The sequence below is a fragment of the Halanaerobium praevalens DSM 2228 genome, from assembly GCF_000165465.1.
Taxonomy (GTDB): domain Bacteria; phylum Bacillota; class Halanaerobiia; order Halanaerobiales; family Halanaerobiaceae; genus Halanaerobium; species Halanaerobium praevalens.
In genome coordinates this window covers 1037692-1050207 of the sequence record NC_017455.1, presented here as the reverse complement: position 1 = coordinate 1050207, position 12516 = coordinate 1037692, and the positions used below count along the sequence as shown (strand labels likewise).

Here is a 12516-nt window from a genome sequence, read left to right as displayed (position 1 = left end):
TTTAAATATATTTTTAGTTTATATAAAATTTTATAGTTTGTTAATCTCTTTTAAAAGCTCTGATAAAAGTTTATCTTCTTCAACTTTTTTAATTATTTTTCCTGACTTAAAAATCAAGCCTGAGTCTTGACCACCTGCAATCCCAATATCAGCTTCTTTTGCTTCACCAGGCCCATTAACTGCACAGCCCATGACTGCAACTGTAATATCTTTGTCAAGTCCCCTTAATTCTTTTTCTACTTTCTCTGCTAAAGAAATTAAATCAATATTAGTCCGGCCACAGGTAGGACAAGAAATAATATTAACTCCTTTTTTTCTTAATTCAAGTGATTTTAATATTTGCCAAGCAGCTTTAACTTCTTGAACTGGAGAACCAGTCAAAGAAATTCTTAAAGTATCTCCAAGACCTTGGGTTAAAAGAGCAGCAATACCTGCTGCTGATTTAATAGTTCCTCTCCCAGGTGTTCCCGCTTCAGTTATACCAATATGGAAAGGATAATCAACTTTTTTAGCCATTAATTGATAAGCTTTAATTGTTGCTGGAATATGACTTGATTTAAGAGAAATTACTATATCATAAAAATCATTCGCTTCTAAAATTTTAATATTTTTTAAGGCACTCTCAACCATTGCTTCTGCAGTTGGACCACCATGTTTTTTTAATAATTCTTTGGCAAGTGAACCAGAATTGCTGCCAACTCGAATGGGAATTTTTTTTTCTTTACAAGCTAAAGCCACTTCTTTAACTCTTTTTTCATTACCAATATTACCAGGATTAATTCGCAAAGCATCAATTCCATTAGCAACAGCCATTAAGGCTAAGCGATAATCAAAATGAATATCTGCTACTAGAGGAATCTTAATTTCTTTTTTTATTGCTGGAATAGCTGCAGCTGCTTTTTTATTAGGAATAGCAACTCGAATAATCTCACAACCAACTGCTTCCAATTCTTTGATTTGGGCAACAGTAGCTTTAATATTTTCAGTTTTGGTATTACACATTGATTGAATGGAAATTAAAGAGTTTCCACCTACCGGTTGTTTAGAAAAGTAAACAGTTTTGCTTTTCCTTCTATTATACATAATTCACCTCTATCTATTTTAAATAAAAATTATTATTTAACTAATTGCTTAATTTCACTTTAAAATAAAGTTCGCATTAAATCATTATAAATAATAAAGATCATTAAGACTATTAAAATTGCAAAGCCAATTAAATGAACATAATTTTCTTTTTTGGGATCTACCGCTTTCCCCCGAATCATTTCAATTAAAATAAAGAGTATTCTACCTCCATCTAAAGCTGGAAAAGGTATTAAATTAATAATTCCTAAATTAATACTAATAATTGCGGTCCAATTTAAAACGTTAATCAGGCCGACTCTAGCAGCTCTACCGATAATTGAAGCTATCATTATTGGACCACCAATATCCTCAGCTGAACTATCTTTAAACATCTGCATAAAACCTTGAATTGTCATTATAAAAACTTGATAACTTTGTTTTAAGCCTAATTTAATTGATTTAGCAAAAGAAACTTTTTCTCTAACTAATTGAGGATAAATTCCAATTACTCCTTTTTCACTGTTTTGACTAAAAATAGGAGTTAAATTAACTTTTTTAATTTTATTATTCCTCTCATATTGCAGGCTAATTTCTTTTTCAGCATTTTTTTGAATCAGCTGGGACATTTGTTCCCAACTGTTAATTTCTTGACCATTAATTGATATTATTTTATCATTTGCTCTTAATCCTGCTTGAGCAGCTGGTTGTTCTGGTATAACTTGACCTAGAATTGCATTTTGAGTAGTAGCAGTTGGTACTCCTACTGCTATAAAAGCCAAAATAAAAATTAAAGTAGCCAATAAAAAATTCATAATTGGCCCCATTAGAATAACAGCTAAGCGTTTAAAGGCTGACTTTTGATTAAAAAGTCTTCCTGCTGCTTTGGCTTTTTCATAAACTTTTCTTTCTGCCTCTGGCATTGATTCATCGGCTGGAAATTCACCGACCATATTACAAAAACCACCTAAAGGTATAGATCTAATTGAATATACTGTTTCTCCAACTTTTTTGGAAATTAATTTTGGACCAAAACCAAGCGCAAATTCCGTGACCATTATATCAGATTTCTTAGCTGTAATATAATGACCAAATTCGTGAATAAAAACTAAGAGACCTAAAACAATTATAAAGGAAACAATAGTTAAAACCATTCTTTAATAACCTCCAGCGCTAAGCGTCTAGCTTCTTGGTCAGATCTTAATATTGCTTCTAAATTCGGTTGACTAATATTTTGATGCTGATCTAGAACTGCTGCAACAACCTGACTAATAGCTAAAAATGGTATTTTTCCTTTCAGAAAACTATAAACTGCAATTTCGTTAGCAGCATTTAAAACTGCTGGAAAAGTTCCTCCTGCTTTACCAGCTGTATAAGCATATTTTAGATTAGGAAATTTTTCTGTATCTGCTTTAAAAAATTCTAAAGCAGTGATTTGATCAAGTTTTAAATCGTTTTCAAAACTTGCTTTTCGCTGAGGATAATTTAAACAATAATTAATAGGTAATTTCATATCTGCTGGCCCCATCTCTGCAAGTATTGTTCCATCAAGAAGTCTAATCATAGAATGAACAATGCTTTGAGGATGCACCAAAACCTTGATTTTTTCATATGGACAATCAAATAACCAGTGAGCTTCTATCACTTCTAAGCCTTTATTCATTAAAGAAGCTGAATCAATAGTAATTTTACTACCCATTTCCCAATTAGGATGATTTAAAGCATCTTCAACCCCCACTTTTTCTAGTTCTGATTTAGAATAAGCAAAGAAAGGTCCCCCAGAAGCAGTTAAAATAATTTCCTTCAATTCTTTTGCATGTCCTTGTAATAATTGAAAAATAGCATTATGTTCACTATCAACTGGAAGTAATTTAATTCCTTTTTCTTTAACCAATTCTGTTAAAATTGGCCCACCACTAACTAGACTTTCTTTATTTGCTAAAGCGATGTCATTAGCTGCTTTGGCTGCAGCTATCGATGGTTCTAAGCCAGCAAAACCCACAATAGCATTTAATAAAATATCTACATTCTCAGCAGCAGCAGTTTTTAAATTCTCTTTACCACTTAAAATTTTCGTTTTTTTAGTATTTAAATTATTTTTTAAAGAAGAAGCAGCCTGTTCATCAACGACTACTACAAATTCTGGTTGGTATTTTTTTATTTGTTTAGCTAATAAATCAATATTTTGATAAACTGTTAGCCCTTTAACTTTCCAATCATCTAATTTATCTATTACTGCTAAAGTTTGAGTCCCAATTGAACCTGTGGAACCAAGGATTGTTATTTCTTTCATAAATTTCACCTCAAAATTTCTCAATTAGTTTTTAATATCTATTAAGTCAGAATCAACGATTGCTTTAATTAATACCAAAAAAGTCGGTCCAACAACAAAACCAATTGCCCCTAAAATTCTATATCCAGAAAAAAGAGCGATCATTGTAGCAAGGGGATGTAAGCCAAGACTTTTCCCCATAATTTTACCCTCAGAGGCTGAACGAATTCCAGCTAAAAATAAATGAAGAATAAAAAGACTAAAAGCTTGGGAAAAGTTACCAAAAATAATTGATACTATTATCCAAGGATAAAATAATAAAGCTGGCCCAATAATAGGAATTAAATCTAAAACGGCAGCCGTTACTCCTACAATTAAAGCATATTGATTACCAAGCAATTTGACCCCGATACCAGCCACTATACCACTAATTGTAATCAAAATCAACATAGCTCTAATATAGCCTACAGCAGAACTGTTTAGTTGGGTAAAAACATTAGCTATTTTAGGTTGGATAGCCAGCGGAAAAATATTAACTAAAAATTCTTTAATTTTATCACGATCTCTACTAATAAAGAAGGTTCCAATAAAAGCAATAAAGAGAATCATAAAAACACTTGGTAATTTAGTTAAAAATTCTAAAATTGAATTTATAACAGAAATTAGAGTATCACGAATTCCATTATATAAAAGTTGTAAGTTGCTATTAATTGCATCTCGAACTGCATCTGAAACTTCCCAATTTTGAATTAAAGTTTCTAATTGTTGATTTTGAACAGATAACCATTTAATTTGACTATCAATTGAACGATAATCAGGCAAATTGCGCAGCAATCTATTTAATTCTAAATAACCTTGAGCACCACCAATAATAATCATAGTTACTAAAATAACTACAACTAGAATGAGAACTATAATTACAATAAAGCCACGATGAATTGGTATTTTTTTATTAAAATAATCTACAACGGGATTAATTAAACTAGCTATGACTGCTGCAATAATAAAAGGAGTGAAATAAATAAACACATGTTTTAACATAACTAAACTTAATAATAAAAAGAGAAAAGTTAAAAAATACTTAATATACCATTTGTTTATTTTCATTTAATTCACCCCAATAAAATAGTTATAAAATAATATGTAAATGGTGCTGTAAAAATAAAACTATCAAAGCGATCTAAAATCCCACCATGACCTGGAATAATAGTTCCAGTATCTTTAACCTTAAAATAGCGCTTAATACAAGATTCAAATAAATCTCCCATAATTGCAATAACAGGAAAAGAAAAAGCAAAAATTAAATAATAAAGATTAAAGACATTTAAAGAAACAGATACAATTATAATAAAGGCAGCAGTTGTTAAAATTCCTCCAACCGCTCCAGCTACTGTTTTATTCGGACTTATAATCGGAGCCATTGATTTTTTACCATATTTTTTACCAACAAAATATGCACCTGAATCAGTAATCCAAGTTGCAATTAAAACAAACCAAAGAGCCAATGTATTGACAAAAGGTCCTTGGTTAATATCTCTTAAAAAAACAGCAAAAGACAAACCGCCTCCAATATAAATTATAGAAAAAAGTTGATAACTTATATTATGAATAAATTTCTGCTCTTGATAATTATATAAATTATAAATATAAAGTATAAATATAATTAGAAAAAATATAAGACCATGTGGTAAAAAATTATAATTATTAGAAAGTAAATAAGCATTAAAAACGATCAAAACAGAAGCTAAAGCAAGTAATAATCGTAATAAATTAGACTTTATTTCTAGCATTCTGCTATATTCTCTAATAGCTAAAATTGTAATAATACTAACTGTTATAAAAAATGGTAGTGAACCAGAAAAAACTAAAAATATTAATAATAAAATACCTATAATTGCACTAATCACTCTTTTTCTAAGCATTCTGATCACCATCATTTAAACCGCCGAACCTTCTTGTTCTCTGACTAAAAATTTTAATCGCTTCTTTTAAATCTTCAGCATAAAAATCAGGCCAAAATTTATCAACAAAATGTAACTCTGCATAAGCAGACTGCCATAAAAGAAAATTACTTAGACGAAGCTCTCCTCCAGTTCTAATTAATAACTCTACATCTTTTAAATTCTTATTATATAAATAATTAGAGAATCCTTTTTCATCAATTTGATTTAAGTCTAATTTATTTTCTTTATAAGCTTTAGCTAAATTTCGAGCTGCATCAATTATTTCAGCTCGCCCACCGTAATTAAAGGCAATATTTAAAGTCAATTTGTTATTTGTAGCAGATTTTTTTTCTATATTTTCTATTTCTTTAATTAAGTTTTTAGAAAGTGTATCTTTGCGTCCAATAAAATTTATCTGGACACCATTTGCGAGCAGTTCTTCTACTTCATTTTTCATTGCTCTTTTCATTAAAGTTAGTAAAAAATTAACTTCAGCTTTCGGCCTTTTCCAATTTTCGGTAGAAAAAGCATAAACAGTCAATGATTCTAATTTTAAATCTACTGCTGCTTTGACTATCCGTTTTAGAGCTTTAACACCCTCTTTATGACCAGCACTCCGACTTTTATTTCTTTTTTCTGCCCAACGGCCATTTCCATCCATAATTATTGCAATGCTTTTGGGTGTATTCATTAAATCATCCCTTCCAATTAATTAATTACCCCCTATAAAAGGGGGTATAAATTAGCTATTATATTGAAAAGACCAGGTTATTAAATAAAAATTATTTTTTCTTTCAATTTTTAACACACGCTTTGGTTTATCATTTTCAGATAAAAACTTAGTCTCAAATGGAGGTTTAATTTCTTTTAGCTTATATTTCAATTTATTTTCTTTAAAATAAGCTAAAGTTTCTGTAAGTGGAGAAGCCAAAAATTCAGTAGCTTCCATCTACTAAACTTCCATAATCTCTTCTTCTTTTTTCTTAACAATTTGATCTAGTTTATCAATATACTCATCAGTTAATTCCTGTACATTTTCTAAACCACGATGCATATTATCTTCAGAAATTTCACCTTCATCTTCTAATAATTCTAATTCCTCATTTGCTTCTCTTCTAATAGCGCGAATAGCTATTCTTCCTTTTTCAGCTTTTTCATGTAAAATTTTAACTAATTCTTTTCTTCTCTCTTCAGTTAATTGAGGGATATTAATTCTAATTACACTTCCATCATTACTGGGAGTTAAACCTAAGTTTTCTTGCATAATTGCTTTTTCAATTGTTTCAATATTATTTTTATCCCAAGGCTCAATTACAATTTGTCTTGCTTCTGGAGCAAACACTTTGGCCATTTGTTGGATTGGAGTAGCCACTCCATAGTTGTTTGCTTTAATATTTTGAACTAATGATGGTCTAGCTCGACCAGTTCTAATAGTATTTAAATCTTCTTTGGTTTTTTCTAACCCTTTTTCCATTTTCTTTTCTGTTTCATTCATTACTTCTCTAAACATAAATTTTCCCCCTTAAATCAAATTATTAATTAACAGATGTCCCAATGTCTTCACCAAGTAATACTCTTTTAATATTACCTTCTTTTTTTACTGCAAAAACTTTTAAAGGAATTTTATTATCCATACAAAGTGAAACAGCAGTAAAGTCCATAACTCTTAAAGAATTGTTTAATAAATCAATATAAGATAAACTTTTGTGTTTTTTTGCTTTCTCATTCACTGAAGGGTCAGAATCATAGATACCATCAACATTTTTAGCCATTAAAATTGCATCAGCAGAAATTTCTGCTGCTCTTAAAGCTGCAGTAGTATCTGTTGAGAAAAATGGATTACCAGTACCAGCAGCAAAAATAACCACTCTTCCTTTTTCTAAATGTCTAATTGCTCTTCTTCTAATATATGGTTCTGCAATTTGACGCATTTCAATAGCAGACTGAACTCTGGTTTCAATATCCAATTTTTCGATTGCATCTTGTAAAGCTAAAGCATTAATTACAGTTGCTAGCATTCCCATATAATCAGCTGTTCCTCGATCCATACCTTTAGCACTGCCAGCTATACCTCTAAAAATATTGCCCCCACCAACTACAACTGCCATCTCTACATTTGTAGTTTTTACAACATCACTTATTTCAGAAGCAATTTTTTTAATCATTTGGGGATCAATACCAAAACCATTATCGCCTGCAAGTGCCTCCCCACTGATCTTAAGTAGTATCCTTGAATAAACTGGTTTATCTGTCATTATATAATTAACCTCCATTAAGTATTATTCTTCAATTTTTAGCTAATTCCTTTTTTCAAAGCAAATTTACTTAAAAAAAGAGAACACTCTCTCTAAGTGTTCTCCTTTTTTAATTATTATTGATTTTTTGTCATAGCGGCTACTTCAGCAGCGAAATCTTCTTCCTTCTTTTCGATTCCTTCACCGATTTCAAAACGAGTAAACTGTTTAATTTCCATATCATTTTCTGCTAGTATTTCAGCAACAGTTTGCTCATCATCTCTAACAAATGGCTGTTCTAAAAGACACACTTGAGTATAATATTTGTTAATTTTGCCTTCAATAATTTGATCTAAAATATGCTCTGGTTTACCTTCATTAAGCATTTGTTCTCTATAAATTTTCTTTTCTTTAGCTATTGATTCAGAATCAACTGAATCACGGTCTAAGAAATCAGGATTGATAGCTGCAATATGCATTGCAATATCTTTAGCTGTTTTTTCTTTTTCAGAACCAAATTCACTTGCAAATTCAACTAAAACTCCAATTTTACCACCTAAATGAATATAACCAAAGAGATAGCCATCAGTTTCAATTTTTTTAAATCTTCTCAGATTTATATTTTCACCAATATTTGCAATAGCTGCTTTAATTACATCATTAACTGTTTCTGATTCATCTTTAAACCAATTTTCTTTTTCTACAGCTTCTACTTCTTCTGCATCAGTTTGCATTAGATGCTCAGAAATATCAGAAACTAAAGCTTTAAAATTATCATTTTTAGCAACAAAGTCAGTTTCAGAGTTAACCTCAACCAAAACTCCTTTTTTGCGATCATCAGTAATATTTAAGCTCACTAAACCTTCAGCTGCAATTCTACCAGCTTTTTTAGCTGCAGCAGCCATTCCTTTTTCTCTTAAATGTTCAACAGCAGCTTCGATATCTCCGTCAACTTTATTTAAAGCCTTTTTGCAGTCTAAAACACCTGCACCAGTACGGGAACGAAGTTCTTTTATATCTTTCATTGTAACTCCCATTTATTAATAACCTCCTTATATTAACTTATAAAACATTATATCTAGTAAATATATTTAAAATTATGCTAGAAAAAAAGCGCTGCAAAGCATAAACTTTACCAGCGCTTTTATTAATTCTTAATTATTCAGCAGTTTTTTCTTCAGCTTTTGCTTTTCTTGCTTCAGCTTCTTGTTTACCTTGCTTTCCAGCAAGTACTGCGTCAGAAATAACACTGGTAATCAATTTGACAGCTCTAATAGCATCATCATTACCAGGAATGACATAATCTATCAGATCTGGATCACAGTTTGTATCTAAAATTGATACAATTGGGATATCCAGTTTTCTTGCTTCAGAAACTGCAATATCTTCTTTTCTTGCATCTGTGATAAAAATTAAATCTGGTAAACCATTCATATCTCTAATTCCACCAAGGAATCTTTCGAGCTTATCATGTTCTTTATTTAATTCGATAACCTCTTTTTTAGGAAGAACTTCAAAAATACCTTCTTCTTCCATTTGTTCGATTTCTTCTAAACGATCAATCCGTTTTTTGATGGTCTTGTAATTAGTTAACATACCACCTAACCAACGTTGATTAACATAAGGCATTCCGCATTTAATTGCTTCATTTTTAACAGTTTCCTGTGCCTGACGCTTAGTTCCAACGAACAATACATTTTTACCTTCAGCAGCTTGATCTTTAACAAAATTATAAGCTTTATCAATTAACTTAACTGTTTGCTGTAGGTCAATAATATAAATTCCATTTCTTTCAGTGAAAATATATTGCTTCATTTTAGGGTTCCATCTTTTAGTCTGATGACCAAAGTGAACACCTGATTCGAGGAGTTGTTTCATATTTACAACTGACATAACTCCTGCACCTCCCTTCTGGTTTTAGCCTCCGACAGCATCAACTCTAAACACAACTGTATATTTAAATACAGCACCAGCATTTAGATTAACTGTCGTGTGTATTTTGCCACAAAAAAGTATACCATATACTAAAAATATAATCAAGTCTTTTTGAAAATAAATTTTGACCAGACAATTAAATAGCTCCTCTTTTTAAGCAGGAGCATTTAAAATCCTTAGTTTTTAATTATCTATGACTTAAGTTTTTCTAACTCACCTAATAGATTATCATTTAATACTTTAATATAAGTACCCTTCATACCTAAAGAGCGAGATTCAATTACTCCTGCACTCTCAAATTTACGTAGGGCATTAACAATTACAGAACGAGTGATACCAACTCTATCAGCTACCTTACTGGCAACTAATAAACCTTCTTCTCCATCTAATTCTTCAAAAATATGTTCAATTGCCTCTAATTCAGAATATGATAAGGTATCAATAGCAATTTGAACAGCTGCTTTTTTACGTGCTTCTTTTTCTATTCTTTCACTACGAGAACGTAAAATTTCCATTCCCACAACTGAAGCTCCATATTCAGCTAAAATTAAATCTTCATCATCAAAAGCTGAACCATAGCGAGCTAAGACTAAAGTTCCTAATCTATCTCCTCCACCAATAACAGGGACAATAGTTGTTAGCTTATCTTCAAATAAGCATTTATCTCCTTCAGAAAAGACACAATTTCCATCTTTTTGTTCAATGTTTGATTTTGTTTCTCTAATTCTTAATAAGCCTTTATTATAATCTTTTGGGAAATTTCCATGATCAATTACTTCTTCTTCCATAATATCACACTCAAAATCATCAAGTAAACTATAACCTAAAATTTTACCTTTTTTACTTGTTACATAAACATTACACCTTACTGCTTCTTTTAAAACATATGCCATATCGGAAAAATCGACTGCATTACCACCTGTTCTTTGTAATAATCTGTTAATCTTTCTACTTTTTTCTAATAAACTACCCATCTTATAATCTCCTCCGTTTTTCAATTTTTTTAATTATAGAATATATTTACTTAAATCTTTATCTTTTACAACATCTTGCAATTTATCTTTTACGCATTCAAGATTTATTTCAACCTTTTTATCAGTAATTTCAGGTGCCTCAAATGATAAATCCTCTAATAATTTTTCCATTATTGTGTGTAGACGTCTAGCACCTATATTTTCTGTTTCTTCATTGATATCATAAGCAAAGCTTGAAATTTCTTCTACTGCTTTTTCTGTAAATTCAATCTCTATTCCTTCGGTTTCTAGTAAAGCCTTATATTGTTTAACCAAAGAATTTTGAGGGAGTAATAAGATATCCTTAAAGTTTTGTCTGCTAAGACTATTTAAATTAACTCTTAACGGAAATCTCCCCTGTAACTCTGGAATCAAATCAGCTGGTGAAGAAACATGAAAAGCTCCTGCAGCAATAAAAAGTATATGATCTGTTTTAACTGAACCATGTTTAGTGCTGACAGTAGATCCTTCTACTATGGGCAGAATATCCCTTTGCACTCCCTGTCTTGAAACTTCAGGACCAGAACCAGATTCTTTACCTGCAATTTTATCCATTTCATCTAAAAAGATAATTCCATCTTCTTCTACTTTTTGGATAGCTTCTACTTTTACTTGTTCCATATCAATTAGTTTTTGTACTTCCTCATCCTTAAGTATCTCTTTAGCTTGCTTGATAGATACTTTTTTCTTTTCTTTTTTATTTGGAAAAATATTTCCTAACATATCCTGAAAGTTAATTCCCATTTCTTCAACTCCAGAACCAGAAAAAACTTCCATCATTTGTTGATTATTTTCTTCTACTTCAATCTCAATTTTTTGCTGATCAAGTTGGCCAGATTCAATTCTTTTAAACATTCTCTTTCTGCGCGCTGCAACTCGATCATCAAGATTAGCAGGATTTTTCTTCACATCATCAACTAGGTTAGAATAATAATCATCATTATTATTTTTTTTACCAGGCAGCATATGATCTACAATTTTTTGAATAGCCATTTTTTCAGCTTCAATTTCGACTGCTTCCCTTTTATTTTCTTTAACAATTCTAATTGCAGACTCTGTTAAATCCCTAACCATTGACTCAACATCACGTCCAACATAACCAACTTCAGTAAATTTAGTTACCTCTATTTTAATAAAAGGAGCTCTAGCTATTTTAGCAAGTCTGCGAGCAATCTCAGTTTTACCTACTCCAGTAGGACCAATCATTAAAATGTTTTTAGGTATTATCTCATCTTTCATTTCTGCTTTAACTAATTTTCTGCGATATCTATTTCTTAAAGCAATAGCTACTGATTTTTTAGCATTTTTTTGACCTATTATATATTTGTCTAATTCAGCAACAATTTCTTTTGGTGTTAGTTGATTATCCAATTTATTCAGACTCACCTCCTTTTAGCTCCTCTAAGCTAATATTTTCATTAGTATAAATACAAATAGAAGCCGCTATTTTAAGTGCTTCACTGGCTATTTCCCCAGCCTTCATATCTTGGGCATGGTCTGATAATGCTATAGCAGCTGCCCTTGCATACGGGCCGCCAGAACCAATAGCAGTAATCTTGCCATCAGGTTCAATTACATCACCATTACCAGATATAATGAGGATTTCATCCAGATCTGCAACAATTAGCAAAGCTTCCAGTTTACGCAAAATTTTATCTGTTCTCCACTCTTTAGCTAGTTCAACTGCAGCTCTTTGTAAACTACCATGATACTCTTCTAATTTAGCTTCAAACTTTTCAAAAAGAGTAAAAGCATCTGCAGATGTACCAGCAAAACCAGCTAAGATTTTGCCATTATATAATCTTCTGACTTTTTTAGCGGTACTTTTCATAACTGTATTACCTAGTGTTACTTGGCCATCTCCAGCCAAAGCCATAGAACTATTATGTTTAACAGCAACTATTGTAGTTGCATCGAAATCTGTTATAGACAATTTAGGACCTCCTTTACTTATAAACTTATATTTTTTAAATTGTCATATGATTCAAAATATTTTAATCTATTTTGTTTATACTACCATATATAACTTAAAATTGTCAAGTAGCTAACTCAATTTT

The 12516-nt window shown here is 30.8% G+C and carries 14 protein-coding genes; all 14 read right to left on the bottom strand.

Annotation, left to right across the window (positions count from 1 at the left end; all coding sequences use genetic code 11):
- Positions 1–30 precede the first annotated feature (30 nt).
- Positions 31–1083, bottom strand: a complete 1053-nt coding sequence (ispG, locus tag HPRAE_RS04915; RefSeq protein ID WP_014553139.1) for a flavodoxin-dependent (E)-4-hydroxy-3-methylbut-2-enyl-diphosphate synthase — start codon at positions 1081–1083, stop codon at positions 31–33.
- A gap of 59 nt (positions 1084–1142) precedes the next feature.
- Positions 1143–2216, bottom strand: a complete 1074-nt coding sequence (rseP, locus tag HPRAE_RS04910) for an RIP metalloprotease RseP (protein ID WP_014553138.1) — start codon at positions 2214–2216, stop codon at positions 1143–1145.
- Positions 2207–3355 (bottom strand): 1-deoxy-D-xylulose-5-phosphate reductoisomerase, encoded by a 1149-nt coding sequence (locus HPRAE_RS04905; protein WP_014553137.1) that lies wholly within the window; start codon positions 3353–3355, stop codon positions 2207–2209. Before HPRAE_RS04905 ends, rseP begins: the two co-directional genes overlap by 10 nt.
- Before the next feature lie 24 nt (positions 3356–3379).
- The gene (gene ytvI / locus HPRAE_RS04900) at positions 3380–4441 is read right to left on the bottom strand and encodes a sporulation integral membrane protein YtvI (RefSeq protein ID WP_014553136.1); all 1062 of its coding nucleotides are present in this window, start codon (positions 4439–4441) and stop codon (positions 3380–3382) included.
- A 5-nt stretch (positions 4442–4446) separates the two neighbouring features.
- Positions 4447–5271 (bottom strand): phosphatidate cytidylyltransferase, encoded by an 825-nt coding sequence (locus HPRAE_RS04895; protein WP_014553135.1) that lies wholly within the window; start codon positions 5269–5271, stop codon positions 4447–4449.
- Positions 5249–5968 (bottom strand): undecaprenyl pyrophosphate synthase, encoded by a 720-nt coding sequence (locus HPRAE_RS04890; protein WP_014553134.1) that lies wholly within the window; start codon positions 5966–5968, stop codon positions 5249–5251. The genes HPRAE_RS04895 and HPRAE_RS04890 overlap by 23 nt, the downstream gene beginning before the upstream one ends.
- Positions 5969–6019: 51 nt before the next feature.
- Entirely contained in the window at positions 6020–6226 is a 207-nt protein-coding gene (locus tag HPRAE_RS04885) for a hypothetical protein (RefSeq protein WP_014553133.1), read from the bottom strand.
- Between the two features lie 3 nt (positions 6227–6229).
- Positions 6230–6787: a ribosome recycling factor gene (gene frr / locus HPRAE_RS04880; RefSeq protein WP_014553132.1), complete on the bottom strand. Its 558-nt coding sequence runs from the start codon at positions 6785–6787 to the stop codon at positions 6230–6232.
- A 25-nt stretch (positions 6788–6812) separates the two neighbouring features.
- Positions 6813–7532: a UMP kinase gene (gene pyrH / locus HPRAE_RS04875; protein ID WP_014553131.1), complete on the bottom strand. Its 720-nt coding sequence runs from the start codon at positions 7530–7532 to the stop codon at positions 6813–6815.
- A gap of 116 nt (positions 7533–7648) precedes the next feature.
- Positions 7649–8548 (bottom strand): translation elongation factor Ts, encoded by a 900-nt coding sequence (gene tsf / locus HPRAE_RS04870; RefSeq protein ID WP_014553130.1) that lies wholly within the window; start codon positions 8546–8548, stop codon positions 7649–7651.
- 121 nt (positions 8549–8669) lie between these two features.
- A complete protein-coding gene (gene rpsB, locus HPRAE_RS04865; protein WP_014553129.1) occupies positions 8670–9404 on the bottom strand; it encodes a 30S ribosomal protein S2 in 735 nt (244 codons plus the stop codon).
- 233 nt (positions 9405–9637) lie between these two features.
- Entirely contained in the window at positions 9638–10420 is a 783-nt protein-coding gene (gene codY, locus HPRAE_RS04860) for a GTP-sensing pleiotropic transcriptional regulator CodY (RefSeq protein WP_014553128.1), read from the bottom strand.
- 33 nt (positions 10421–10453) lie between these two features.
- Complete coding sequence (hslU, locus tag HPRAE_RS04855) at positions 10454–11845, bottom strand: ATP-dependent protease ATPase subunit HslU (protein ID WP_014553127.1); 1392 nt, start codon at positions 11843–11845, stop codon at positions 10454–10456.
- Entirely contained in the window at positions 11832–12392 is a 561-nt protein-coding gene (hslV, locus tag HPRAE_RS04850; protein ID WP_014553126.1) for an ATP-dependent protease subunit HslV, read from the bottom strand. Before hslV ends, hslU begins: the two co-directional genes overlap by 14 nt.
- Positions 12393–12516: the final 124 nt, after the last annotated feature.

Excerpts from the sequence above, each read along its gene's own strand:
- ispG (WP_014553139.1), bottom strand. The coding sequence starts at position 1,083 with ATGTATAATAGAAGGAAAAGCAAAACTGTTTACTTTTCTAAACAACCG.
- rseP (WP_014553138.1), bottom strand. The coding sequence starts at position 2,216 with ATGGTTTTAACTATTGTTTCCTTTATAATTGTTTTAGGTCTCTTAGTT.
- HPRAE_RS04905 (WP_014553137.1), bottom strand. The coding sequence starts at position 3,355 with ATGAAAGAAATAACAATCCTTGGTTCCACAGGTTCAATTGGGACTCAA.
- ytvI (WP_014553136.1), bottom strand. The coding sequence starts at position 4,441 with ATGAAAATAAACAAATGGTATATTAAGTATTTTTTAACTTTTCTCTTT.
- HPRAE_RS04895 (WP_014553135.1), bottom strand. The coding sequence starts at position 5,271 with ATGATGGTGATCAGAATGCTTAGAAAAAGAGTGATTAGTGCAATTATA.
- HPRAE_RS04890 (WP_014553134.1), bottom strand. The coding sequence starts at position 5,968 with ATGAATACACCCAAAAGCATTGCAATAATTATGGATGGAAATGGCCGT.
- HPRAE_RS04885 (WP_014553133.1), bottom strand. The coding sequence starts at position 6,226 with ATGGAAGCTACTGAATTTTTGGCTTCTCCACTTACAGAAACTTTAGCT.
- frr (WP_014553132.1), bottom strand. The coding sequence starts at position 6,787 with ATGTTTAGAGAAGTAATGAATGAAACAGAAAAGAAAATGGAAAAAGGG.
- pyrH (WP_014553131.1), bottom strand. The coding sequence starts at position 7,532 with ATGACAGATAAACCAGTTTATTCAAGGATACTACTTAAGATCAGTGGG.
- tsf (WP_014553130.1), bottom strand. The coding sequence starts at position 8,548 with ATGGGAGTTACAATGAAAGATATAAAAGAACTTCGTTCCCGTACTGGT.
- rpsB (WP_014553129.1), bottom strand. The coding sequence starts at position 9,404 with ATGTCAGTTGTAAATATGAAACAACTCCTCGAATCAGGTGTTCACTTT.
- codY (WP_014553128.1), bottom strand. The coding sequence starts at position 10,420 with ATGGGTAGTTTATTAGAAAAAAGTAGAAAGATTAACAGATTATTACAA.